The sequence below is a fragment of the Clostridium zeae genome, from assembly GCF_017312485.1.
Classification (GTDB): Bacteria; Bacillota; Clostridia; order Clostridiales; family Clostridiaceae; genus Clostridium_AR; species Clostridium_AR zeae.
This window is the reverse complement of record NZ_BMBA01000006.1, coordinates 150,999-177,910: the sequence shown is the minus strand read 5'-3', so window position 1 is coordinate 177,910 and position 26,912 is coordinate 150,999. Positions and strand designations below refer to the sequence as shown.

At 30.2% G+C, this 26,912-nt stretch carries 24 protein-coding genes; 23 read left to right on the top strand and 1 reads right to left on the bottom strand.

Going from position 1 to position 26,912, the window contains the following annotated elements; translation table 11 throughout:
- Nucleotides 1-109: 109 nt before the first annotated feature.
- The 3 genes from J3477_RS21035 (at nucleotide 110) to J3477_RS21025 (ending at nucleotide 3,052) form a co-directional block, all read left to right on the top strand.
- Entirely contained in the window at nucleotides 110-1,570 is a 1,461-nt protein-coding gene (locus J3477_RS21035) for an oligosaccharide flippase family protein (RefSeq protein WP_206872112.1), read from the top strand.
- Between the two features lie 186 nt (nucleotides 1,571-1,756).
- Nucleotides 1,757-2,590 carry a YihY/virulence factor BrkB family protein gene (locus tag J3477_RS21030; protein ID WP_206872111.1) on the top strand — a complete coding sequence of 278 codons (834 nt, stop codon included), beginning with the start codon at nucleotides 1,757-1,759 and terminating at the stop codon, nucleotides 2,588-2,590.
- A 96-nt stretch (nucleotides 2,591-2,686) separates the two neighbouring features.
- Nucleotides 2,687-3,052, top strand: a complete 366-nt coding sequence (locus tag J3477_RS21025; protein ID WP_206872109.1) for a single-stranded DNA-binding protein — start codon at nucleotides 2,687-2,689, stop codon at nucleotides 3,050-3,052.
- Nucleotides 3,053-3,133: 81 nt separating this feature from the next.
- Here the strand turns inward: J3477_RS21025 and J3477_RS21020 are convergent, their stop codons facing one another.
- Nucleotides 3,134-5,785 carry an FAD-dependent oxidoreductase gene (locus tag J3477_RS21020; RefSeq protein ID WP_206872107.1) on the bottom strand — a complete coding sequence of 884 codons (2,652 nt, stop codon included), beginning with the start codon at nucleotides 5,783-5,785 and terminating at the stop codon, nucleotides 3,134-3,136.
- Between the two features lie 748 nt (nucleotides 5,786-6,533).
- Here J3477_RS21020 and J3477_RS21015 point away from each other — a divergent pair.
- The 20 genes from J3477_RS21015 to uvrB all read left to right on the top strand — a co-directional run bounded on the left by J3477_RS21015 (nucleotide 6,534) and on the right by uvrB (nucleotide 26,904).
- Nucleotides 6,534-7,487, top strand: a complete 954-nt coding sequence (locus J3477_RS21015) for an AAA family ATPase (RefSeq protein WP_206872105.1) — start codon at nucleotides 6,534-6,536, stop codon at nucleotides 7,485-7,487.
- A gap of 17 nt (nucleotides 7,488-7,504) precedes the next feature.
- Nucleotides 7,505-8,623 (top strand): DUF58 domain-containing protein, encoded by a 1,119-nt coding sequence (locus tag J3477_RS21010; protein WP_206872103.1) that lies wholly within the window; start codon nucleotides 7,505-7,507, stop codon nucleotides 8,621-8,623.
- 2 nt (nucleotides 8,624-8,625) lie between these two features.
- Nucleotides 8,626-9,855 carry a hypothetical protein gene (locus tag J3477_RS21005; RefSeq protein WP_206872101.1) on the top strand — a complete coding sequence of 410 codons (1,230 nt, stop codon included), beginning with the start codon at nucleotides 8,626-8,628 and terminating at the stop codon, nucleotides 9,853-9,855.
- Nucleotides 9,856-9,919: 64 nt separating this feature from the next.
- Nucleotides 9,920-10,486, top strand: a complete 567-nt coding sequence (locus J3477_RS21000; RefSeq protein ID WP_206872099.1) for a hypothetical protein — start codon at nucleotides 9,920-9,922, stop codon at nucleotides 10,484-10,486.
- Between the two features lie 251 nt (nucleotides 10,487-10,737).
- Entirely contained in the window at nucleotides 10,738-11,067 is a 330-nt protein-coding gene (locus tag J3477_RS20995) for a DUF6514 family protein (protein ID WP_206872098.1), read from the top strand.
- A gap of 275 nt (nucleotides 11,068-11,342) precedes the next feature.
- Entirely contained in the window at nucleotides 11,343-11,714 is a 372-nt protein-coding gene (locus J3477_RS20990) for a holo-ACP synthase (RefSeq protein ID WP_206872096.1), read from the top strand.
- Between the two features lie 4 nt (nucleotides 11,715-11,718).
- Nucleotides 11,719-13,221, top strand: a complete 1,503-nt coding sequence (locus J3477_RS20985; RefSeq protein WP_206872094.1) for an NAD(P)H-hydrate dehydratase — start codon at nucleotides 11,719-11,721, stop codon at nucleotides 13,219-13,221.
- Between the two features lie 58 nt (nucleotides 13,222-13,279).
- Nucleotides 13,280-13,894 (top strand): germination lipoprotein GerS-related protein, encoded by a 615-nt coding sequence (locus J3477_RS20980; protein ID WP_206872092.1) that lies wholly within the window; start codon nucleotides 13,280-13,282, stop codon nucleotides 13,892-13,894.
- A gap of 397 nt (nucleotides 13,895-14,291) precedes the next feature.
- Nucleotides 14,292-14,531 carry a hypothetical protein gene (locus J3477_RS20975; protein ID WP_206872090.1) on the top strand — a complete coding sequence of 80 codons (240 nt, stop codon included), beginning with the start codon at nucleotides 14,292-14,294 and terminating at the stop codon, nucleotides 14,529-14,531.
- A gap of 8 nt (nucleotides 14,532-14,539) precedes the next feature.
- Complete coding sequence (locus J3477_RS20970) at nucleotides 14,540-14,893, top strand: type II toxin-antitoxin system PemK/MazF family toxin (RefSeq protein WP_207752977.1); 354 nt, start codon at nucleotides 14,540-14,542, stop codon at nucleotides 14,891-14,893.
- Between the two features lie 530 nt (nucleotides 14,894-15,423).
- On the top strand, nucleotides 15,424-16,248 hold the full coding sequence (locus J3477_RS20965) for a transketolase (RefSeq protein ID WP_206872088.1): 825 nt from the start codon (nucleotides 15,424-15,426) through the stop codon (nucleotides 16,246-16,248).
- Nucleotides 16,248-17,192: a transketolase family protein gene (locus J3477_RS20960; RefSeq protein ID WP_206872087.1), complete on the top strand. Its 945-nt coding sequence runs from the start codon at nucleotides 16,248-16,250 to the stop codon at nucleotides 17,190-17,192. Before J3477_RS20965 ends, J3477_RS20960 begins: the two co-directional genes overlap by 1 nt.
- Before the next feature lie 157 nt (nucleotides 17,193-17,349).
- On the top strand, nucleotides 17,350-18,201 hold the full coding sequence (locus J3477_RS20955) for a YitT family protein (protein WP_308483212.1): 852 nt from the start codon (nucleotides 17,350-17,352) through the stop codon (nucleotides 18,199-18,201).
- 282 nt (nucleotides 18,202-18,483) lie between these two features.
- A complete protein-coding gene (locus J3477_RS20950) occupies nucleotides 18,484-19,338 on the top strand; it encodes a YitT family protein (protein WP_206872085.1) in 855 nt (284 codons plus the stop codon).
- Nucleotides 19,339-19,464: 126 nt separating this feature from the next.
- A complete protein-coding gene (locus J3477_RS20945) occupies nucleotides 19,465-20,313 on the top strand; it encodes a YitT family protein (protein WP_206872083.1) in 849 nt (282 codons plus the stop codon).
- Between the two features lie 272 nt (nucleotides 20,314-20,585).
- Nucleotides 20,586-21,272: a cell division ATP-binding protein FtsE gene (gene ftsE, locus J3477_RS20940; RefSeq protein WP_206872081.1), complete on the top strand. Its 687-nt coding sequence runs from the start codon at nucleotides 20,586-20,588 to the stop codon at nucleotides 21,270-21,272.
- Nucleotides 21,262-22,155, top strand: a complete 894-nt coding sequence (gene ftsX, locus J3477_RS20935) for a permease-like cell division protein FtsX (protein ID WP_206872079.1) — start codon at nucleotides 21,262-21,264, stop codon at nucleotides 22,153-22,155. The genes ftsE and ftsX overlap by 11 nt, the downstream gene beginning before the upstream one ends.
- An 80-nt stretch (nucleotides 22,156-22,235) precedes the next feature.
- Nucleotides 22,236-23,525 (top strand): S41 family peptidase, encoded by a 1,290-nt coding sequence (locus J3477_RS20930; protein WP_206872077.1) that lies wholly within the window; start codon nucleotides 22,236-22,238, stop codon nucleotides 23,523-23,525.
- Nucleotides 23,526-23,537: 12 nt separating this feature from the next.
- The gene (locus J3477_RS20925) at nucleotides 23,538-24,809 is read left to right on the top strand and encodes a PDZ domain-containing protein (protein WP_206872075.1); all 1,272 of its coding nucleotides are present in this window, start codon (nucleotides 23,538-23,540) and stop codon (nucleotides 24,807-24,809) included.
- A gap of 124 nt (nucleotides 24,810-24,933) precedes the next feature.
- Nucleotides 24,934-26,904 carry an excinuclease ABC subunit UvrB gene (uvrB, locus tag J3477_RS20920; protein WP_206872073.1) on the top strand — a complete coding sequence of 657 codons (1,971 nt, stop codon included), beginning with the start codon at nucleotides 24,934-24,936 and terminating at the stop codon, nucleotides 26,902-26,904.
- The last annotated feature ends 8 nt before the right edge of the window (nucleotides 26,905-26,912 follow it).

The following is a 26,912-nucleotide window of genomic DNA, read 5'->3' as shown; positions in this document are numbered from 1 at the left end:
ATTTATTCATAAATGTAACACTTTATTAATGGACAATAGTATAACAATAAAATATAATTACTTGTTGTATAGAATAAATTTTTACTTTTAATTACGGAAGGTTAAGCTAATGGAAAAGAATAAATCTATAACAAGAAATGTAATTTTTAAAGTGTTATTAAGTACTTTTAATATAATTGTGCCATTAATAATCGGACCTTATGCTTATAGAGTAATAGGTGATGATCATATGGGAATGATCAATCACGCAGATGCTATATATAATTATTTCTATATTTTTGCGACCTTTGGAATTTATCAATATGGCCTAAGAGAAATGAGCAGAATAAGAAATGATAAAAATAAGCTTAAGACGGTATTTACTAGTTTATTCGTTATAGGAGTTATAGCAAATATAATAGTTTTAAGCATATTTATTATATTTACTAATATGGAGTATGGAGGAACTATAAAGTATCCTGTATTAATGTTGTATTCTATAAATATATTTGCAAATGTATTTTATATTGAATGGGCAAATGAAGCTTTAGAGAATTATGATTTCATAGCTATAAAAACAATAATAGTCAGGATCTTATATCTTATTTGCCTTTTTGCTTTTGTTAGAACGGAAAAAGATTATATTATATATACGTTAATAATAAATGCATATACTCTTTTAAATTATTTTGTAAGTTTTATTTATATAAAGAGAAAAATAGGATTTGACTTTAAAGGAATAAAGCTAAATATACATATAAAATATCTATTAATGTCTTTAATAATGGGAAATGCTAATATGCTCTATATACAGCTAGATAGAGTTATGCTTGGAAATTATGTTAATGATAAATCTGTAGCATACTATACCTTATCTTCATATATAACATCTATGGTGAATACTTTAATATTATCAGTTGTGTATGTAACAATACCGAGATTGGCAAATATTATTGCAAAAGATGATCAAGAAGGCTATCATAATCTCTTAAATAAGGTTTGTGAAAATCTATTTGCGTTTATCTTTCCAGCTGCAGTGGGCATATTTGTTGTAGCAAGGGAAATTGTGCTTATTTATGGTGGAGCAAAGTATGTTGATACTATTCCTGTATTACAAGGGTTTGCTTTGTTCATGATAACTTCAGCATTTGAGTCTGTATTTACTAATCAAATACTTTATGTAAAAAGAAGAGAAAGAAGACTTGTGTTATTCATATTAGCAGCAGGTATAATGAATTTAATATTTAATATAACTCTAATTAAACTTGGCATATTTTCAGCAGTTACCGCTATTTATACAACGGCATTAGCTAATTTCTTATTAATTAGTATGGAACTAACGTATTCAATATTTGTTCTTAAGGTAAAGTTGAATTTATTTAAATTAGAGAAGCTTAAATATCTCATATACTCTTTGATGTTTATTCCTATAACTTTAGGTATAAGGATGATAACAAATAGAGTTGTTCCTGTATTTTTTATTGCAGTAACAGTTAATGTACTTTATTATTTAGTGCTTCTATATATAACAAAAGATAAAGTTCTAAAAGCTTTTATAAGTAAATTTTTTAAGAAAGCACAGAGTATCTAAAAGAAGGCAGTATCTTTTTTATTATATAAAGGTGCTGCTTAAATTTTCGGCTTTGTAATGTTTAATACTATAAGATGATTCATAGTATGTTATATAAATTGCCATATATAATTTAAAATTTATAGGTAATAATAATAGACATTAGCACAATATATTATTATTACGAGCATTAATAAAGGTGGTCTAATGAATAAAGATTGTTTAGTGAAAAAAGGTTGTTTGACTGATATTTTAAAAACACTTATTAAAAAAGTAATGAATGATGATATCTTTGCATTAGCTTCTCAGCTAGCATATAACTTAATACTTTCATTTTTTCCATTCTTGATGTTTATAATGACAATTGTAGGGATGAGCAGCTTAAAAAGCGAGCAAATTTTATCAAGCTTGAGTTTAGTTTTACCAGTAAGTGCGTTTAATCTAATAAAATCTACTGTAATAGAAGTAGTTGAAGTTCAGCAGAAAAACTTGTTATGGATAAGTTTGTTGCTTGCATTATGGACATCTTCTTCTGGGTTTAGTGGAGTTATAAAGGGTTTAAATAAGGCATATGAGGTAAAGGAGAGTAGATCCTATTTTAAGGTTACCTCTATAGCTATTTTATGCACAATAGTGTTTGCACTAATGATAGTTATAACATTATTTCTTATGGTATTTGGAGATTTGATTGGTCAATTTTTGATGGCTAGATTTCCATTCGATGAAACCATAAAATTTATGTGGGATATGGTCAGATTCATGTTCTTAATATCTATGATGATATTAGTATTTGCATCATTATATCATTTTACTCCTAATAGAAAACTAGGATGGTCTGAAGTTCTTCCGGGAGCAGTGGTGAGTACTGTTGGGTGGCTATTAGTATCATATTTATTCTCCTACTATGTTAATAATTTTAATAATTATTCAAGATTTTACGGTAGTCTTGGAGCGATGTTTATACTTATGACCTGGTTGTTTATAACTTCATTAATATTATTATTAGGTGGAGAAATAAATGCAGTTCTTGCAGAGCAATAAAGGTAAAAAAGAATTATTTTAAGTGATTAATTAAATGTGTATAAAAATCTCCTGAATGGTTAGAATTTACAATATGAATTTTCAGGAGGTTAAAATATGAATAAAATTGTTTTATTAGGAAGATTAATAAGAGACCCTGAACTAAGAATAGTTGAAGACAGCGAGAAAATATATACTAAATTTATCATTGCTGTAGAAAGAAACTTTAAATCTTCAGACGGGGAAAGAAAATCTGATTTAATTCCTGTTACCCTTTGGGGAAGGAAAGCTGAAGTTGTTTGTAAATATATGAAAAAAGGAAGTATAATAAGTCTAAGTGGAAGACTAAGAACAGGAAGCTATGAAGATAAAGATGGAAATAAAAAATACATAGCAGAAGTAGTGGCTGAAGACTTTAGATTTGTTGGGCATCGTAAAAATATAGACAGCGATGATGAACTAGTAAATGAAGATAACAATTAAAAGTTAGAAAGGTAAAGATTAAAAAAATCTTTACCTTTCTATTTTCACAAATAAAGCAATTATGAAGTGGTTCAACTATATTTAAGAAATTAAACCTGAGGATAAAGCTTCAGCTTTTGATAATCCTTTGCTTATTCCACTTAGGATTTTAGTTGCTTTTCCTAGTCCACCGATAAGTATACCAGCGACAAGTTTATCATCTTTAAAAAATAATTTACTATATTGATCTTCAGGAACATTGTTAGCAACTTCTTCAAGTGATTCATCTGCAAAATCTATTGAACCAGCAGAGAAGATATGAGCTCCTAAAGCATTAAACATAACTGATGAAACAAATTTATTGAATGATTTACAGTTAGAAACTGCATTAGTTCCAGCTACTTTGCCCATTTCGATGGCAGCGGGCCAAGTGCCATATACTATACCATTAAGTTCTGCAACGTCACCACAAGCATAAATCGAAGGTATATTTGTTTCCATATTATCATTAACTAAGATACCTCTGTTGATATCTACTCCTGCGAGCTTCGCTAATTCACTATGTGGTCTTATACCTACTGAGAATAAGAGCAAGTCACAATTCATGATTTTTCCGCTTGCTAGCTTAATTCCAGTCACAGTATTATTTTCAACTATAATTTCTTTGCAACACTCACCTAAAATAACATCCACTTCAGATTTATCAATTATATTTTTAAATAACTTAGAACCATCTTCATCCAACTGTCTAGGAAGCAATCTTGGTAAAAATTCTACTACAGTAACCTTAGTATCTTTTCTAGCTATTTCATAAGCTGCTTCTAAGCCTAATAAACCACCGCCGATAACTATTACCTTTTTAGAGTCTTTTAAAGCATTCTTAACTTCATAAGTGTCATTAACATCCTTAATTGTATACACTCCATTAATTTTAGAATAGTTAAATGAATTTAACTCAGATAGTTTTTCTCCATTTGGCGATATAAGTGCTGTAGGTGGAATAAAGTTGTAACTTCCATTAGCAAGTATTAGCTTGTCATAACTTAAAGCTTCGCCATTATCCAACTTGATAACTTTATCATTTGATATTATATCTGTAACTGTAACTCCAAGTAGTTGCTTTATAGAATTTTCTTCATACCACTTTTCAGGAGCTATATAGAACTTGTCTTCAGGAATATCCTTAGTAATTAAATCTGATAATTGAGGTCTAAAATAAGATCTTACATCCTCTTTAGATACAATTGTAATCTCACCTTTTTTATTGTTTTCTCTTATTGACTTAGCTGCGTAGAAGCCAGCTGCACCATTACCTATAATAACATATTTATCATTATTTTCTTCAACAGATGTAGCAGTTTCTCTTTCAACTTCTACAAACTGGTCACTTCCAGCACCACACACCGGACAAATTTCAAGAGGTAGTTCACTTTCGAATATTTCACCGCATATAACGCATTTCCAAAGCTTTAATTCACCTGATGGGTCTTCAATTTTTTCTAGTGTTGGTTTATCGTTGGGGATGTATTCAGATTTTTTTTTTTCTAGGACCGTTTCTCCAAAACCAACTCCAAATTCAAAAGCCTTTTGTAAGTCTTCTTCTGAAGGTTTGAAGTTTATTTTTAATCCTGGTCCATAAGTTTTCATCTTAAGTTCTTCTAATCTTGTTTCTATTCTTGGAACAGCTTCTCCACTCCATCCATAGGATCCGAAAGCCGCTGCTACTTTACCACCGTGTATAACTGGGTTTAATTTTGATAGCACATCTCTGATAGGTTCTAATAATTCACTAACTATTGTAGGCGAACCAAATAAGATACCATCAGAATCACTGATATCAGCAACAATATCTTTAATATCATGATGAATTACGTTATATATTTTAATTTCATAAGCTCCGGTAGAATTAATACCTTCTGCTATCTTGTGAGCTAATTGTTCAGTATAACCATATGCTGAAACATATGATATAGTGATTTTTTTCTTGCCGTCTTCTCTTGGAGAAGCAGGTGTGCTCCATTCTTTATATAAATTAACTACGTCCCATGCAGTTGTTCTTAGAATTGGACCATGACCTGTGCAAATTGTGTCTATTTGAAGGTCTTTTATTTTTTCAATTGCTTTTAAAACATATGGCTTAAATGGTCCCATAATGCAATCATAATAATATCTTAAAGATTCCATATATCTATCATGATCTTCTGCAGGGATTAAGTCATCAAATACTTCTTCAAAGCAGAAATGACTTCCAAAAGAGTCGCATGTTATTAGTACTTTATCCTCTTCTACATAAGTGTATATAGAGTCAGGCCAATGTAAGAATGGAGCAGATATAAATGTTAATGTTTTATTACCTAAACTTAGAGTATCTTTATCATTAACCACTATTGCTTCAAAGTCAGTATTGGCGATTTTACGCATAAATTTTATAGCTGGAGCAGATCCAACTATTTTTGCATTAGGAGAAAGTTCTAATAGCTTAGCTACTGATCCAGCATGATCAGGTTCTGTATGATCAACAACAATATAATCTATATTATTTATATCAACATTTAAACTTTTAAGTCTAGCTATATATTGATCGAAAAATTGAACTTTAACTGTTTCAAATATAGCTACTTTTTCACTACCTTTAACTACATATGAGTTATAAGTTGTTCCGTTTGGAGTATACATTATAATATCAAAAATTCTTAAATCGGGATCTAAAGCTCCTACCCAATGAATATCATTTTTAACTTCTAAAGAACGCATTAAGATCACTCTCCTCAACTATCCATATTAATATACATATCTTATTAATTAATAATTATTATTTGTTATAAATATATTATACACTAATCATATTTTTTGTAAAGATAAAAATTTAACAATTTCTGCAATATATTTTCAATTATATATAGCTCAACTATCAATTAAATACGAGGTTATACCGTAATAAGTTAACTTAACATGTTAATTTAATGGTTGTATTATTGTGAATATTTAAATAAACTTATAATAATTTATAAGTTTATTTTGAAGTTTATGCTGGATTTTAAGTTAGTATACGTATTTATATTTACACATATTCAGGCTTAACATAAGTTAATAGTTGGATAGGATAATAAATAATACTACATTTATACAAAAATAACTAAATAATGTTGCAATATTTATGAAATATGATATAATTAAGGTAGTTGATGATAACGTATACAAATATATAACCGTTTCTTCAATTATGGTATTTGTGGGAATTTAGGTGAGATATTAAACGAAAAAAGCTGTATAAACCAGCTTTTTTCGTTTTTTTTATTATTTATGACGTTATTATAAAACAAATTCTGAGAATTATATTTTATTTAAAAACTTAATATTTTGAAAATTTTGTATTTTACTCAAAAGTAAACGATTCTAAAAGTTGCAAATTTTAAAAAAATATATGTATAATTATATAAAGAACACAGATATCAAGCTATATAGAAGGGGGCGAAAGATAACAATAAGTTATCTGAAACTAATGGAGAATAATAAATTTGTAGCATTTAGAGAAAAGATTCAAGATAATATTGGGAAAGTAATTGTTGGAAAAGAAGAGAAAATAGATAAAATAATTGTAGCCTTCATTTGCTCGGGACATGTTCTTCTTGAGGATATACCTGGACTAGGAAAAACTAAGCTTTCTAAAGCTTTGGCCAAAACGTTAAATTGTACATTTAAAAGAGTTCAATTTACCCCTGACTTATTACCATCAGATCTTACTGGAATATATTATTATAATCAAAAATCAGCAGAATTTGAACTTAAAAAGGGTCCTTTGATGAGTAATATAGTTTTAGCGGATGAAATAAATAGAGCCACACCTAGAACGCAGTCAGCTTTACTTGAGTGTATGGAGGAAAGACAAGTAACTATAGAGGGAAATACTTTAAAGCTTGACAATCCTTTCTTTGTAATAGCAACCCAAAATCCTATTGAACAATTCGGTACATTTCCATTACCTGAAGCTCAAATGGATAGATTTTTTATGAGACTTTCAATGGGGTATCCAGAATATGAGGAAGAAAGAGCTATATTAAATAAATATATGAATGATGATCCTTTAGAAAAATTAGAATCAGTAATATCTATGGATGAAATAAGATATGTTCAACAGCAGTATTCAAATATAACTGTAAGTGAGGAAATAAAAACATATATATTAGATATTATTTCTGAAACAAGGAAAAGTTATGACATTGAATTAGGGGCATCTCCAAGAGCATCACTGAATTTAATGAGAGGAGCTCAAGCGTTAGCCGCTATTAATGGAAGAGATTATGTAATACCTGAAGATATTAAGAGTATAGCAGTAAGTATAATAGCTCATCGGTTGACTACAAGATCATCAATTGGTTCTTCTAGAAGTGATTCACAGGAAAAAGTGTTAGAGGATATATTAAATAAAATAGAGACTCCATTAGAAAAGCTGTAAATCAGTGAGGTGTTGATGTGGGTAGTATATTAATATTAGTTTTTTCTATAGCAGTATTTTCAATTATAGCTGAAAAGATTAGAAGAAATGCTTTTAAGAATTTATCAGTATTTAGGAAAATTGATAAAAGATCAGTGCATCAAGGGGAAGAAGTATCAGCGAAGATGTATTTTGAAAATTTTTCAAAAGTTTTTATCCCATTTGTTCATGTGGAAGAGAAAGTTCCATTTGAATTAGAAAGGGTAGGGAAAGCAGATAGTGAAAAGATAGGCGATGCAAAGTATTATTCAAATGTTTTTAATATTGGAGCTATGGAAAGGCTTAAATTTAATTACAAGTTTTCGTCAAAAAAGCGAGGAGTATATTATTTAAAAACTATAAAGGTATCAATAGGCGATATCTTTGGATTTTCTGAAGATGTTATGGAACTTGAAGATTTTGTTGAGATATTAGTTTATCCTAAGCTAAAGAAACTATCTGAAATAACATTTAATAATAATAGTCTTATCGGAGATATAATTGTTAAGAGGTGGATATTTCAGGACCCATTATATATAAAAGGAATAAGGGAATACACCACTGATCATAGAATGAAAGACATCCATTGGAACTCTTCCATGAGGGTGGGAAGGCTTATGGTAAAAGAGTATGACTTTACCTCAGACAGGCAAATTACTTTTTTATTTAATACACAAACTACTACTCCTTTCTGGAATGTATATAATGGGCATAAGTTAGAAGAAGGAATAGATATAATGGCAACAATAGGGGTAGAAGTAATAAATAGTGGAATTGCTACTGGAGTATGGACTAATGGGCAAATAGTGAGCTATTCAGGGAAACATGGTAATGAGATGTCAGCCTCATCCACATCTGTTAAGCGGTTTTTAGAATATTGTTCAAGGATAGACATAAGCACTAAATTAGCATTTCATGAGTATCTTTATAGTATGAAGGATAAGTTCGATATAAATACAGTTTATATACTAATTACTTCTTATATGGATAATGAAATAGCAGCTATAATAAACACCTTAAGAAGCAAAGGGATACTAATTAAGCTGATAGATATATCTGAAAAAGGCGATGTTAATATTCCAGGCATTGAAAGACTTCACCTAAGTAGGGAGGGATAATGATGAATTTATATAATTTTATAAAGATACTTTATGGAATTTTAGTATCGACTTTCGCTTTTATTATTTCATCAATCCTTTTAAATGTAATAGGAGGAGTAACTCCTAGTTTTTATATGTATCTAATTACGGTGGTATTTATGTTTTTGTTTTATTATATGATTAGTAAGAGTAATAAATCTAAGCTAATAATAGTAATACATAATCTGCTGTATTTTATAACTCTATACGCTATTTTTGGGAAAAGTGATAATCTTAGTTTACAGATTATAGTGATTATTCAAGAATTATTGCTATTGTCAGCTGAGGGGATATCAATAACAAGAGATTTTTATAGAAATAGAATGAAGAGCCTAATTATTGGATTGTTAATAGGGATGTTTTTTACTTTGTTTGAGTCTAAACAAGTTACTACATTTTTATATCCCTTCTATATACTGTTTTTCTTAAATGGAATACTTCTTTTAAGAGCATCAAGAGCATTTCAATATAAGCTTTCAAGTTCAAGAAGAGTTAAGACATATATATTTATACTAGTATTGTCATTATTTTTGTTTAACCCATATATCTATAGTTTAGCTATAGGTATTTTAGGAATGTTGTATCAAAAGATTCAGTGGATAATTGTCAAGATTTTATATGTTTTTTCGTTATTGCTAGTGTATCCAATGAAAGCAATACAACTATTATTTGAGAATAAAAATATCAGTGATGCAAGTATTAAAATGACTAACATACCTAATGAAGATCAGAAGCTAATACAAAGTGATAATACATTCATATTGAATGTTATTAAGATTCTCTTACTTATAGGCATAGTTATAATCATTTTATATATGTTTAAGCTTGTATTAAATAAAAGAAAGTTTAAGCATAAATCAAAGGAGCAATTGTTCGGAATTGAGAGAGAAAGTCTAGAGGATTCCTTTAAGAAGAAAGATAGCTCAATTAAAAACAATTGGATAGGTCGGAAAGGGAAGATTCTAGAGATTTTCTATGATATACAAAAGGAAACTTACAAAAAGAATATATTCAAAAAAAGCATGACAGCAAATCAATTGTTAAACATATCGAAGCCATATATAGATGGTGAAGAAGAATTTAAATATATAGTAGATTGTTATAATGAAGCTAAATTTTCATCTCATGAAGTAAGTGATGAAATGCTAGATGAAAGTAGAGAAAAATATAAAACTTTAAAAAAGAAAATTAAAGAAATAAAGAAGATATAAAATGTTGAATAAAATAATCTCCTTTGGATAAAAATACTATTTGAATTGTAAGGGAGGTTAAACAATGAAAAATAATGATTTTATGAAAAAAACATATAATAATTTTTCTGATTTTGTAAGGGTAGCCTCTTCTAGAGAGTTATCCTATTTTTTGTTGGATGCAAAATATACTAGTGGTTTTAGCAGTCAAATGAACAGATTAATAAGTGAATTAAGGAAAGAAGGGAATTTAGCTGCAGATTTTGTAATGTTTTTTAATACAGATGGAGAGATTGCGATTTTTGATGAAGATCTATTAGGAACATACATAGGTGATAGGTTTTTAGCTGAAATAGAAAGCAAGTATGGAAATAAAAACTTAAATTATATTATTAAATCTGTAATAAATAATAGTGATAGTGTACAAAAGGATTTTGCTCAAGTATGCTATGAAGTTATTGTAAATATATTAGATGAAATATATATGGAAATGAAATATAAAAAAGACTTAGGAGAATTTTATAAAAAGACATTGAGCCTTGATGATGAATCAATAGATAATTTGCCTTTAAAAATAGCAGCACTTTTAATAGTAGAAGATATGTGCAGATACCTAGGAATTAATATACCATTAAAACAATTAATAAAATAATTAAAAAATATCTACAAGAAAGACAGAGTTTCGTCAAGTTTTGTATATTTTATGTGAATAATGCTGGAACGTAAATATCATAAAATACATTTATAGGAAATGGAGAGCATATTCTTTATATATTCTGTCATAATTTAAAGAGAAAAAAATTTTTGACAAACCATCATTTGACATAAAAATAAAATAATTAGTGTTAGGATATTGTTATGAGTTCTATAACATTTGTTTATAAGGCTTAAGGGGGTAATTTTATGATGGTTGTTGAAAATTTATGGAGAAAAGTTAATTATGACGACAAAGAATATAACTATTCTTACAGGTTAACTAAGACGGATTTTAAAGGTAGCGCAGTATACGGCATTGAAATAGAAAGAACTGATTATGATCATAACAATAATATGATCAATATAGAAAGAGACTGCATAGAAAAAATTTCGCCAATATATGATAATGTTCATCAGTTGTTAAGTTTGGTTTATGAAAATCAAGTCTCACCAATTCATTTAATTGATGTTCTAGGAGAAAGAGTAGATGAGTTATTAGGAGATTTCAGTACATGCTGTTTATCTATAGCAAATTAATACATTCTTTTTCTTAAGGAAAGTATATATACTTTCCTTAATATTTTGTCATATTTTAAATAGAAGACGTGATTAAAAACTTAATTTATACATGTTCAAAAATCTTCTATAAGGATGCGATAAAAAAATATTGCTTTAAGGAGTGAATGGTTCATTTTCAGATAAATTCTAATTTATCTCTGCTATAACTTTGAAATATCTTTTTAAAGATATAAAATATTAATAGAGCAAATATGATTATAAAACTTGTTCTGAATATATTTAGGGGTGAGCATATGATTATTGGTACAGGAGTCGATATAATTGAGATAGATAGAATAAAAAGAGCTGTTGAGAGAACTAAATCTTTTATAAGTAAGGTCTATAGTGAAGGTGAGATGCTTTTATTCAGAGAAAAGGGTATGAGGATGGAGTCTATTGCGGGGAATTTTGCTGCGAAGGAGGCTATTAGCAAAGCGCTAGGTACAGGAATAAGGGGATTTCAATTAAAAGATATAGAAATAGTAAGAAATGGGATAGGAAAACCAGAAGTTAATTTATATGGGAGAGCTAAAATCATTGCAGAGCTTAGGGGGGTAAAATCAATTCATATAAGTATATCTCATAGCAAAAGTGATGCGATTGCATTTGCTGTATTGGAGGGATAATTAAATGAGAGTAGGTTCAGCAGCTGCCCAAAAGAGTATAGATAAGTATTGCGTAGATAAAATAGGTATACCTAGTATTATTCTTATGGAAAATGCAGCATTAAAGATTATAAATAATTTAGAATTACATAAGAATAAAAAGTTCGTAATAGTTTGTGGAAGTGGAAACAATGGCGGAGATGGTTTGGCTGTAGCAAGGCATCTTAAGGTTTTAGGAAAAGATATTGATGTGTTCTTAGTTAATTTAAATGATAAGTTATCAGAGGACTGCTTAATAAATTATCATATATTAAAACATTTGGGAATTAAGGTCTATCCTTTAAATAATATAGAAGATTGTTCTCAGTTTAGAGAATGTCTAGTAAATAGTGATGCAACCATAGATGCCTTATTTGGAACTGGGTTATCTAGAAACCTATCAGAATTTTATATAGATATAATCTCGGTTATAAATGAAAATAGTGAATACATAGTTTCTATTGATGTTCCATCTGGTATGAATTGTGATAATGGTAAGGTAATGGGTAGTTGTATTAATGCAAATAAAACTATAACTTTTGAATTCTTAAAGAAAGGTTTCTTAACCTGGGGAACCAGTACCTATACTGGAAAAGTAGTGGTTGAAAGCATTGGAATACCTGGATCAGTAATTGATGAACATAGTGAGAATATTTTCATGATTACTGAGGAGCTAGTAAAAAAACACATACCACAAAGGGATAAGTATGGGTATAAAGGCGATTATGGAAGAGTATTAGTGTTAGCAGGCTCTAGTGGCTTTTCTGGTGCTGCATATATTACTACTAACAGTGCTGTAAGAAGTGGAGCTGGGTTAGTTACTCTAAGTACTTCAAAAGAGCTACAACAAATATTATCATGTAAATTTATAGAAGCAATGACTTCTAGTTATGAAGATGAAGAACAGTTAGATAAACATATCAGAAAAAGTGATTGCATAGCTATAGGTCCAGGTATGGGAGATAGTTCTAATACATTAAAGCTATTAAAAAAGGTTATATATAATGCTGAATGCCCCGTTGTTATAGATGCTGATGGCATAAATGTGTTGAGGGATGAATCAGACATTCTTAAAAATAAGAAATGTTCAATTGTAATTACACCTCATATAGGTGAAATGTCAAATTTAACTGGATACTCAAGGGATTATATAAAGGAAAATAGGTTAGAAGTTGCCAAAGAGATTGCACAAAAGTACAAGATTGTTGTTCTTTTAAAAGGTTATAATACAATAATAACGGATGGGAATAAAACTTACATAAATCCAACAGGAAATAGTGCTATGGCATCAGGTGGGATGGGGGACTGTCTAACTGGAATAATAACCAGCTTTATAGCTCAAGGAATCAATATACTTGAAGCTACAGCAGCTGGGGCTTACGTGCATGGATATATTGGCGAATGTTTATCGAAATCGATGTATTGTGTAAATGCTAGCCATATTATTGAAAATATCCCCTCAGCAATAAAAGAAATGCAATTTAAATAGAATAAAACTGCTGTTAGATTAATAATAGTATTAATGTAGTCATAATTTAGGAGGGTTTATGAAAAAAAATCGACTATTACTAATATTACTATTTATAATAATAGCAGCAGTTTCAATATTTGCTGCTTATCAAAAGTTTTATAATATTACTCCAGAAGAAATATTAGATGAAATAAAAGAGATAAAGTCATATACTGCAGATGTAACTTATACTTCTATAAGTTCTAGGGGTGAAGTAAAGTATGAAACTACCCAATGTTATGACAGGGAACAAGGAACAAGAGTTGATTTTAAAGAAGGAAGAATATATCTATACAAACAAAACAAGATATACGTAAAGGATACTAGTACTAATAGACAATATGAAATGGACAAGAACTCTGACGAATTTTATAAATTAGCTTTTATAGGTGAAATTGGAAAGTACCTTGTGTTAGATCAAGAAATTAAATATTACTATAAGGACATAAATGGAATAAGATGTCTGATTGTTGAGTTTTCAATATTGAACAGTAATCAAAATATGGACAAACAGATGCTGATAATAGACAGTGAATCAAAGGTCCCTAAAGAGTTATTAATATATGATAAGAATGGACAAGAGAGAGGACGGATAGAATATAGTAATTTTAAGAAATCAAATAAATTGGATGAAAAATTATTTAACCTATAGTATCGAACATACAGATATGATTAACAATAAATAAAGTTTTAAAGGAGAAATAAGATAGAAAACATAAGAACTCAAATACTTGAGGAAATTAATAACTAGATAGTATATGTTTTTACGAGTTTATATTGTTTAAGTAATTTCCCAAAGTATGTACATATGATATGATTGTGGGTTTTAAAACATTGAAATTTTAATTTATAATTCAATGATAATAACTTTAATTATTTTATGTATTTATATAAATATAATAGAAAATATCAAATACATAAAATAATTGTAAAAAAAAGTAAAAAAAGAATAGCTAAGGATGAAAATTCTTTGACATTGTGACATAATTTGCTATAATTTACTTATACATATATCATTCTTTTTATAACTCTGAGGAGATGGGAGAATCATGTCATATTCAAAGAATAGAGAAAACGGTGCACGAGAAAAAAAATATAAAAAATATAGTCAATTAAATGATGCAAATTTAATATCATATAATGAGGATAAAAAAGAATCATCATTTTATTTATTAATGAAAAAAGGCTATGAAGAAATGGCAAGTATTAACCTAGAGCTTGCCGAACTTGGTGTTGCATCAGACCTTCAAAATACTATTGAATATGAGACTTGGCTATTCGGAGTGTGATATATGTAATGACAGTTATAAGTGTAAAAAGAGGCGATATATTTTATGCAGACCTAAGTCCTGTAGTAGGATCAGAGCAAGGCGGCATAAGACCAGTAATAATAGTACAAAATGATATAGGAAATAAATATAGCCCAACTGTGATTGTAGCAGCGATAACTTCTCAAATAAATAAAGCTAAGCTACCTACACATGTTGAGATATCATCAGAAGAATATGGACTTAATAGAGATTCCGTTGTATTACTAGAACAAGTGCGTACTTTGGACAAAAAGAGATTGAAAGAGAAGATTGGTCATATGACTGATGATGATATGAAAAAAGTTAATAAAGCTTTGCTAATAAGTTTAGCTCTAGATTAAATGTTATCCCTAGTTTGAAAAAACTAGGGATTTTTGTTTTTTAGATGGATGGCGCTGATATATGCTTTGAAATTAAGGTGTCACTCCTCCGATGCTTAATTTTATTAGCTAAATCATATAGTATGTCTGGTAGTAATATCTTAATTTCAGTAATAATGTTAAAAAATCATGGTATATATGTATTATATAGTGAATTGTAAAAAACAATTGTATAGCACATATGATGAAAAATAGCACTAATATGTGTAAAAATATTAAATAAGTATACCCAATTGAGGTTGGTTGTGGTAGAATAACTATTGGCTGATTATTAAAGATATTAATGGTATAATTAGTATGACTTACTTAATCTTAAGAAAAGTATATAGATAATCCAGTTGAATATTTAGAACAATTAGAACTAATGAGCATTTTTGAAACTTTCGACAATTAATATTGAAGAAATTTAGCAATGTAAAAATAAAATATATTAGTTCACCTATATTAGACTTAAGAAGAGATTTAAGAAAAACAGGACATAGGAGGTTAATATGAGTAATAAAGTTGAAGAATTAAGACAAATTACTAAGACTATAAGAAAAGATATTATAACTATGCTGACAGAATCAGCATCAGGTCATCCTGGTGGATCGCTTTCTGCTGCAGACATACTAACAACTCTTTATTTTAAAGAAATGAATGTAGATCCTGAAAATCCTAGAAAAGAAGATAGAGATAGATTTGTTCTATCAAAAGGTCATGCAGCACCAGTATTATACAGTGCACTTGCTAGAAAAGGATTTTTTCCTGTAGAAGAATTAAAAGGTTTAAGAAAGCTTGGATCAATGCTTCAAGGACATCCAAACATGAATGATGTTCCAGGGGTTGATATGTCCACTGGTTCTTTAGGACAAGGTATATCAGCAGCTGTTGGAATGGCTCTTGCAGGCAAATTAGATAATAAGGAATACAGAGTATATACTTTATTAGGAGATGGAGAGCTTGAAGAGGGGCAAGTTTGGGAAGCTTCTATGGCTGCTGCTCATTATAAGCTTGATAATCTAACAGCTTTTATTGATTATAATGGACTTCAAATAGATGGAGATATTGAAAAAGTAATGAATCCAGCTCCGATAGCTGAAAAGTTTTTAGCTTTTGGATGGAATGTTATTAATATAGATGGTCATGATATAGAGGCAATAATAAGTGCTATAGATGCAGCTAGAAATACTAAAGGAAAGCCTACAGTGATTGTATGTAAAACGGTAAAAGGAAAAGGCGTTTCATTTATGGAAAATGAAGCTGGATGGCATGGTACAGCACCAAATAAAGAACAATGTGAACAAGCTTTAAATGAGATCGGAGGGGAAAACTAATGGCTAAGAAAGTTGCGACAAGAGAAGCTTACGGAAAGGCTTTAGCAGAACTAGGAAAAGTTAATGAACAAGTTGTAGTTTTAGATGCAGATCTATCAAAATCTACTAAAACAGCAGACTTTAAAGCTGTTTTTCCTGAAAGATTTTTAAATATGGGAATAGCTGAAGGAAATATGATGGGAGTTGCAGCTGGTCTTTCAACTTGTAACAAAATACCATTTGTAAGTACTTTTGCTATGTTTGCTGCTGGAAGAGCATTTGAACAAATAAGAAACTCTATATGTTATCCAAACTTAAATGTTAAGATTTGTGCTACGCATGCAGGTTTAACTGTAGGAGAAGATGGGGCTTCGCATCAAGCTATAGAAGATTTATCCTTAATGAGAAGTATACCTAATATGACAGTGATAAACCCAGCCGATGATATTGAAACTGAGGCTGCAATAAAAGCTATTGCTGAGTATGTAGGTCCATGTTATGTAAGATTAGGTAGAATGGCAGTTTCTACAGTAAATGATAATGAACAATATAAATTCGAGATAGGTAAGGGCGTAAAACTGGCAGAAGGAAATAGCGCTACTATAATTGCAACTGGAATAATGGTAGAAAAGGCACTTGAAGCTAAAGAGATATTAAAGCCACTTGGAATAGATGTTGCAGTAATAAATATTCATACCTTAAAGCCTATTGACAAAGAAATTATTATAAGTGCGGCAAAATCTACTGGAGCTATTATAACAGCTGAGGAACATAATATAATAGGTGGATTGGGATCAGCAGTTTGTGAAGTATTAAGTGAAAGTTTCCCTGTACCAGTAATGAGAGTAGGAGTTAAAGATACTTTCGGAGAAAGTGGTAAACCAGATGAACTTTTAAAAGCATATGGGCTTACAGCTGAAGATATAGCTGACGCAGTTAAGCGCGTTGTTGAGCTAAAGCGTTAAAAAGGAAGCAAGTAAAAGAAAAAGCTAGAATATTTGATGTAAATCGGGTAATATAACAGTATAGAGGAGTCTATACTGTTTTTTGCTTTTAAATTCATAGAACATTTAATGCAAATAAGATGTTTATATAATATAGGTTTATGAGGAGGAATACATCTTGAAACAAAAGTTAAAAGAATTTTTAGTTATCACAATTGGATTCATATTGGTTTCTATAGCTGTACAATATTTTTATGTTCCTAATAATATATCTGGTGGAGGAATAACGGGTATTGCTATGGTTATAAATTATTATATTCCAGCCTTGCCTATGGGAATATTAATGATAATTATGAATATAGTTTTATTTATAATTGCTTTTTTTGTAGTAGGTGGAGGCTTCGGAGGTAAAACTCTATATGCTGCCTTTGGTCTTTCGGTTTCAATGTGGATAATTGAGAAATTTTTAAAGCCTCATGCATTGACTACAGATCCCATGCTTGCAGTAATAATAGGGACAGGCCTCCTTGGTATAGGACTTGGAGTAGTGTTTTCTCAAAATGCATCAACAGGAGGAACAGATATATTAGCTAAAATATTAAATAAGTTTTTCCATTGGGACATGGGAAGATGCATGCAGGCGGTTGATATAATTGTAGTTATTTTATGTGCTTTAGCTTTTGGACTTAATAAAGGATTGTATGCAATAGTCTGTGTAATGTTAAATGGAATAATAATAGATAAAGTTATTGAGGGATTTAATTCAGTAAAGTCGGTTGCTGTATTTACAAATAAAAGTGAAGTTATAAAGAAGTATATAATAGACGAAATTAATAGAGGTTGCACAGTATTCACAGGAAAAGGTGGATATACTGATGCTGATAAAGAGGTTATATACTGTGTAATGGATAGAACGCAATTGATAAAATTAAGATCTTACATAAAAATTATTGATAAAGATGCATTTGTAATTGTAAGTGAAGCTCATGAAGTTTTAGGACAAGGTTTTAAAGATATACATAATGGATAAAAAAGTTTTGTTATAGAGAAAATATGATTGTATATATGAATAAAGTACAATTATAAATTTTCATACAAAGTGGTTTATCTAAAGATGAAACACTTCAATCCGAAACCTATTTTCAAAACTCCTCTGGTTTTTGAGAGGAGAATTTGAAAATATAAGTTTAAATATGAAGTGGTTCATCTATATATTTAATAGATAACTTGGGTATTCTAATGAGAGAACTTTAAAATATATATTAAGTAAAACGAATTAAATATATATTAAAGCATTAGGAGGAATTGTGAGATGCAAAATAAAGTTTTTAAAGACTATCTTTTTATAACAATAGGGATCCTTTTGGTAGCTATAGCAGTAGAATATCTCTACGCACCAAATAATCTTGCTGCAGGTGGAGTAACTGGTTTAGCAATAGTTATTAATCACTATATTCCCTTTGCATCTACAGGAACTCTTGTATTGATAATGAATATAATTTTATTTATTGTTGCATTTATATTTATAGGAGGCAATTTTGGAGCTAAAACAATATATGCATCCTTTGGACTCTCTTTAATAATGTGGATTATAGAAAAGTTTTTTTACCCTCAAGCACTTACACATGACTTAATAATAGCTGCAATATTTGGAACGTTTTTATCAGCTATTGGAATGGCTATAGTTTTTAATACAAATGCATCTACAGGTGGTACAGATATAATTGCTAAGATCCTTAATAAGTTTTTTCATGTGGATATAGGAAAGTCGCTATCTTCCGTAGACTTTATTGTAACTCTTTTAGCGGCTATTACTTTTGGGCTAAATGCAGGGTTATATGCACTGCTCTCAGTTATTTTAAATGGTATAGCTATAGATAGAGTTATAGAAGGCTTTAATACATCTAAGCAACTAACTATAATTAGCAGTAAAAATAAAGAAATAGGACAATTTATAATGAATGAACTTGGACGGGGATGCACCTTCTTAAAAGGTATTGGAGGTTATACAGGTAATGAAACATTTATAATATATACAGTTGTTTCAAGAGCTGAGTTTATAAAACTTAGAGAATATATAAAAAGTATAGATTCAAAAGCCTTTATAACTGTTGGAGAAGCTCACGAAGTATTAGGTGAAGGGTTTAAAGAGATAAGCAATATATAAGATGTAGCAGTTCGAACCGAAGTCTATTTTCAAAACTCCTCTGGGTATAAGAGGAGTTTTGAAAATATAAATTTATTACGAAGTGGTACATCTACATAAAGCTAATATAGCGCTGGTGAGGAACAAATGATGAGAACTTTCAAAAAATATTTATATATAACAATTGGAGTTTTTTTGATAACGATATCATTGGAGTATTTTTTCTTTCCTAATGATATAGCCGCTGGAGGAGTATCTGGGCTTGCTATTGTAATTAATGCTATCACTGGAATATCTGTTGGCACACTTATGATAATATTTAATATATTTTTGTTTATAATAGCCTTTATTTTTATAGGAGGTGGGTTTGGGGCAAAGAGTATTTATGCTACTTTTGCATTATCAGGACTACTATGGCTTTTTGACACATTTATTGGGCCTAAGGCATTTACTGAAAATTATATACTTGTAGTAGTGTTTGGAAGTGCAATTCAAGCTGTGGGCATTGCTATTATATTTAATCAGAATGCATCTACTGGAGGAACATCTATAATAGCTAAAATACTAAATAAGTATTTTCATATTGATATTGGTAAAGCACTTTTAATATCAGATTTTATAGTTACTCTATTAGCTATATATGCCTTTGGAGCGGATAAGGGTATGTTTGGACTCATCAGTGTTTATTTGACTGGAACATTAGTTGATAGTGTAATTGAAGGATTTACTATAGCTAAAGCAGTATTTATAATAAGTAGTATTAGTGAAAATGTTGCTCAATTTATAATGAATGACTTAGGGAGAGGATGTACATATTTAGATATAAGAGGAGCTTATACCAAAGAAAAAACGTCTATGCTTTTCACAGTAGTAAATAGAAAGCAATTTATAGTGCTAAAAAATAAGGTCAGAGAGTTAGATCCTAATGCTTTTATAACTGTAACTGATTCAAAAGAAGTTTTAGGAGAAGGATTTAAAGATTTAGATGAAGAATAATATTTTGATACGATGAAGATCACTTCAGCGATTTTTTTAGTAAATTAGTGAATAGAATTTAAAAATGTTTTTTAAAAAGTAAAAAAATAATTATTCTGAATCTTTGAATATATCTAAGTTACAGCAATATTTCCTATAATTCCCTTAGGCAAGTTAATAAAGAATTCATAAAATCCGCCGCAACTACACTGGTACTTATGTTATAATAATTTTGTGTATTTGTAGCATTAGATAAATTACCGTCGAAAAAACAATTTTAAGGAGTTGTCTATATGATTGAATTTAAGAATGTAAACAAAGTTTATAATAATAATGTAAAAGCTTTATCGGATGTTAATGTTCAAATAGAACAAGGAGAATTTGTATTCCTTGTTGGACCAAGTGGAGCAGGAAAATCAACTTTTATAAAGATGTTACTAAAAGAAATTGAGCCTACTGATGGAAATATCTTTATGAATGGAACAGATCTTGCATCTATCAAAAGAAGACAAGTTCCTTTCTATAGAAGGAAAATTGGAATGGTATTTCAAGATTTTAGATTAATTCCTACTTTAAATGTATACGAAAATGTAGCTTTTGCAATGAGAGTTGTAGAGGCATCAGCAAGAGAAATAAGAAGAAGAGTACCACTTGTCCTTTCTCTAGTTGGATTATCACATAAGTATAAGATGTTTCCTAATGAACTTTCAGGTGGAGAACAGCAAAGAGTTTCTATAGCAAGAGCTATAGTAAATAACCCTCAAGTGCTTATAGCAGATGAACCTACGGGTAACTTAGATCCTGAGACTGCAAAAGAAATAATGAAGCTTATAGATGATATAAATAAGGCTGGGACTACAATAGTCATGGCTACTCATGCTAAAGATATAGTAAATGCAATGAAAAAAAGGGTTATTGCCATTGAAAGAGGTAGTATAGCAAGAGATGAAATGAAAGGTAGGTATATCTATGAAGATTAGTACAATAAAGTATTTTATAGCTGATGCATTTAGGAGTTTAAGAAGAAATAGGACAATAAGTATAGCATCTATGGCTACCGTTTTAGCGACATTATTTGTTTTTGGAGTTTTTATGCTTACAGCTTTGAATATAAATAATGCAGTAAATAGTGTAGAATCAAAAGTTCAAATAAAGGTATTTTTAGTAAAGGATATAAATTTAAGTGATCAAAGAGACGTAGAAGTAAAGTTAAGATCTACTGAAGGAGTAAAAGATGTTACGTATGAATCAAAAGAAGAGGCATTAGACAACTTTAAGAAGCAACTTAAAGATAATGCAGATCTACTTACTGGTTATGACGATGATAAATCTAATCCTTTACCAAGTTCTTATATAGTTGAATTAGATAAACCTGAGTACGCTCAGACTGTGATTAGCCAAGTTAAGAGCATGACAGGTGTGGAAAGTATTGGAAATGATCAAGATTTGATAAATAAGATAGCAGCATTCTCAAAGACTGTAAGATGGGTAGGTATAGTTATATTTGTGGTTCTAATAGGCGTATCTTTATTCTTAATAATGAACACAATAAAACTTACTGTTTATTCAAGAAGAAGAGAAGTTGGGATAATGAAGTTTGTTGGTGCAACAGACTGGTTCATTAGATGGCCTTTCATACTGGAAGGTGTAGTAATAGGTGTTGTTGGTGCTGTATTATCTAATGTATTATTATTCTTTGCTTATAAAGAGATATATGCAAAAGTAACAGCTCAGCTTATTACAGTAAACTTAATTAATCCTGCATATGTTTTTTCAATGATGTCCTGGCAGTTTGTTCTTTCTGGAGCCTTAATTGGTACTCTTGCAAGTATTATTGCACTAAGGAAGTTCTTGGTAGTATAATTTAAAAGTAGGAATAGAATAAATTATTAAGACAAGAATATAATTAGAGGAAGACAGTTGCTCAGAAAGGGTGAATACATATGGTTAATGACAGTAAAGATAAAAAAAGGACCTATACTAAGAGAGTAGGTATAGTAGCTATCATAATAATAGCCCTTATAGCCACTAATGCAGGATCATTTTATCTTGGCAATTTAGCAGCATTTAGAGGTTACACACCTGCACTAAAAGATAAAGAAGTTGCAGCATCACTTCAAGGAGTAAGTGATGTATCAAAATTCAAATCTTTATTTGAAGTAAGAGATATCCTTTATAAAAATTATGATGGTCCAATAGATGACCAAAAGCTGGTTGAAGGAGCTATAAAAGGCATGACTGAAGCTCTAGAAGACCCATATACAGTTTTTATGGATAAAAAGGATTATGAGAGTTTCTCAGAACAAAGTAAAGGAAATTACATGGGACTTGGCATACAAGTAGAAGCAAAGGACGATAAAATCGCAGTTTCTACAGTGTTTGATAATTCGCCAGCAAAGAAGGCAGGTATATTACCAGGAGATTTTATCTTAAAAGTTAATGATACTGCTGTAACTGGAAAAGAATTAGATAAGGCTGTTTCTATGATGAAAGGCACTGAGAAAGCAGAAGTGAAATTAACCATATCTCGAGAAGGTAGAGGAACCTTTGATATCAAAGCTACAAGAGATGTAGTTAAAATAGATTCAGTTAAAGGTGAAATGATTGATGCCAAAACTGGATATATACAGATAGCTGGCTTTGAAGAAGCGACTTCTAACGATTTTACTAAAAAGCTTAAAGAGCTTGAAGATAAAGGAATGAAGGGTTTGATACTTGACCTAAGGGATAATCCTGGTGGATATTTAGATGAGTGTGTAAATGTTGTATCAAATTTTATTCCAAAGGGAAAGACTATAGTATCGACAATAGATAAATATAAGAATGAAAATAAGAGTGAATCAAAAGGTGGTATTGCAGTAGGTATGCCACTAGTAGTTCTAGTAAATGGTAATTCAGCCAGTGCATCAGAAATAACTTCAGGTGCAATAAGAGATTATAAAGTTGGAACGCTTATAGGAACAACAACTTTTGGTAAGGGTGTAGTTCAGGTTGTATTTAGTGATGATACTCCGTACAAGGAAAAATACATGCCGTCTTTAGAAAAAGGAACAGCTTTAAAAGTTACAATTTCTAAATACTATACTCCTAACGGAGAGAATATCCATAAAAAAGGTATTAAACCTGATATTGAGGTTGAATATCCAAAGGAATTACTTTCAAAACCTTATGACAGATCAAAAGATCCTCAATATAAAAAAGCATTTGAGGTATTACAAGAAAAGATGAAATAGGAGGATATCCACATGGATTTAGCGATATATACACTTAGATCTTTAGCTTATGCAATTGTGGACCCCCAATATGCCTTGATATTGACATTACTTGCAGTAATGTTCTACATGCAAAATAGAAAAAATTCGTTTATGCAAAAGATGATATTAGGGGAGAGTTTTAACTCTCCCCTAGAACTTACTTTATCACAGATAGTATTAGGGATACTTGCGGGAGCTTTAGGAAGTGTAATACTTACTTATTTAGGTGTTGTATTTGATAAAAACTCTGGAATTGATATTTTATTTATAGTATCACTGTTACTGATGTTTTATAAACCGAGGTTTTTTTGCTTTTCATACTCAGCTGCAATACTAGGAATTGTGGCCATTGTACTAAATTATATTTACACTTCAATGAACATGGCAGTGCCATTAAATATTAATGTTGCATCTTTAATTACTTTTGTAGGAGTGCTACATATAGTAGAAGGGATACTAGTAAGTTTTGATGGTTCAAAAGGTGCTATTCCCGTGTTCACTAATAAAGAGGGAAGAATTCTTGGAGGATTCGCCCTAAAAAGACATTGGGCTATTCCTATAGCATTAATAATTGTTATAAAAGGTGTTGTTGATACAGGTACAGTAGAGATAGCTAATCCGAGTTGGTGGCCTCTTATACAGAGCGGAAGCTTTAAAAAGATAATGGAAACTGCTGTTATATCTCTGGTTCCATTTTATGGGGTTGTAGGCTATTCTTCGATAACTTTTGCTAGTGATAAGAAAGAAAAAGCAAGGAATTCTGGTATTGGAATTTTAGTTTACGGATTGTGTATGATTTTAGTTGGACAACTTGGTAATCTTAGCATTGTGTTCCAAATAGTAGGTCTCGTATTAATGCCATTAGCTCATGAATTTATGTTAAGGCTTCAAAATAAGGCAGAACAAAGTAAAGAACCAATGTTTATAAGTGATGATGAGGGCGTTTCAGTATTAGATGTTTCTCCGGGGTCACCAGCTTATATAGCAGGCGTGAAGAGTGGAGATAAAATATTAGCTATTAATGAAGAAGAAGTAATCAATGAATTGCATGCATACAAGCTAATAAAAGAAAGTTATGTTAGTGTAGACATAAAGCTGAAAAATAGAAAAGGATCTATAAAAAATATACTTATAAATCAAGTTGAAAATAAAAGATTTGGGGTCATATTAGTTCCTAAGGTTGTCAACAATAAAGATATTATAAATTACGATAAACAAAATTTTAATGAAGTTTTGGATAAACTTAAAAATAAAGATAAATAATTTCACAAGGTTCTATGTTTGTAGAACCTTGTTTTTTTTCTTTTTATTCAATCTATTACCTATTGACTTTAAAATGATTAAAAGAATAAAATAAGAATACGAAAGTATGTACGGAGGTATTAGTATGCCAGAATTTGAAATAGTATCCAAATTTAAGCCCATGGGAGATCAACCGCAGGCAATCGACAGTCTAGTTAACTCATTAAATAATGATGAAAAAGGTCAAATACTTCTTGGAGTAACAGGCTCAGGTAAGACTTTTACAATGGCTAATATAATACATAGAGTTCAAAGACCTACTTTGATATTAGCTCATAATAAAACTTTAGCTGCTCAGTTATGCGAAGAATTTAAAGAGTTCTTTCCAAATAATATTGTTGAATATTTTGTGTCCTACTATGATTATTATCAGCCTGAAGCATATGTTGCACAAACAGATACCTTTATAGAAAAGGATGCGTCTATAAATGATGAAATAGATAAGCTTAGGCATTCTGCCACTTCAGCGCTGCTAGAGAGACGAGATGTTATTATAGTTGCGTCAGTTTCATGTATATATGGATTAGGAGATCCAGATGAATACTCCAAATTAACTATATCTCTAAGACCTGGAATGGTTAAAGAAAGAGATGAAATAATTAAAAAACTAATTGAGATTCAATATGAAAGAAATGATATTGATTTTGCCAGAGGAACTTTTAGAGTTAGAGGAGATTCTTTAGATGTCATACCTGCCTCATATTCAAACAAAGGAATAAGAATAGAATTCTTTGGCGATGAAATAGACAGAATAAGAGAATTTGATGTTCTTACTGGAAAGATAATTGGAGAAAGAAATCATATATCCATATCTCCAGCATCCCATTTTGCAACTTCAAAAGAAAAAATAGATGCAGCTATACAACAAATAGAAGATGAATTGGAACAAAGGCTCAAAGAATTAAACGCGCAAGATAAATTACTTGAAGCTCAAAGATTGAGACAGAGAACTAATTTTGATATAGAAATGATAAGAGAAATGGGATACTGTAGTGGTATCGAGAATTATTCAAGAATATTGGATGGAAGAGCTGCAGGTACTCCTCCAAAAACATTGATAGATTATTTTCCAGAGGATTTCTTACTTTTTATTGATGAGAGTCATGTTACATTGCCACAAGTAAAAGCTATGTATGGTGGAGATAGATCAAGAAAAACCGCTTTAGTTGAATATGGATTTAGATTGCCTAGTGCTTACGATAATAGACCTTTACAATTTGATGAATTTGAGAATAAAATAAATCAAGTTGTCTTTGTATCTGCAACCCCTGCTCAATATGAGGTTGATCATGCTACTAATATAGCTGAGCAAATCATAAGACCTACAGGTCTTTTAGATCCTGAGATTGTTGTCAAACCAGTAGAAGGTCAGATAGATGATTTATATGCTGAAATCCAAAAAACTATAGCTAAAGGCTTTAGAGTACTAGTTACAACATTAACTAAAAGAATGGCAGAAGACCTTACAAAATATCTTACGGATTTAGGGGTAAATACAACATATATGCATTCCGATGTTGAAACTATAGAGCGTATGAAAACAATACGATCATTAAGACTAGGAGAAGTAGATGTATTAGTAGGTATAAACTTGTTAAGAGAAGGATTAGACATACCTGAAGTTGCGCTAGTTGCTATATTAGATGCTGATAAGGAAGGGTTTTTAAGATCCGAGACATCACTTATACAGACCATAGGTAGAGCCGCTAGAAACTCAGAGAGCAAGGTAATAATGTATGCAGATAATATTACTAGATCAATGGATAAGGCTATTAAGGAAACCTACAGAAGAAGAGATATACAAATGAAGTATAATGAAGAGCATGGCGTAGTACCAACTACTATAATAAAAGATGTAAGAGAAGTAATTGAAGCTACAAAGGTAGCTGAAGATAAGACAGAATATAAGGTTAGCAAAGAAAGTAAAGTGCAGGAAGATCCTAAGGTGCTTATTGCAAAATATGAGGCGGAAATGAAGGATGCAGCTAAGAACCTTCAGTTCGAGAGAGCAGCAGAATTAAGAGATTTAATAAACGGATTAAAGAAGAAAGTTTAGGATTAGGT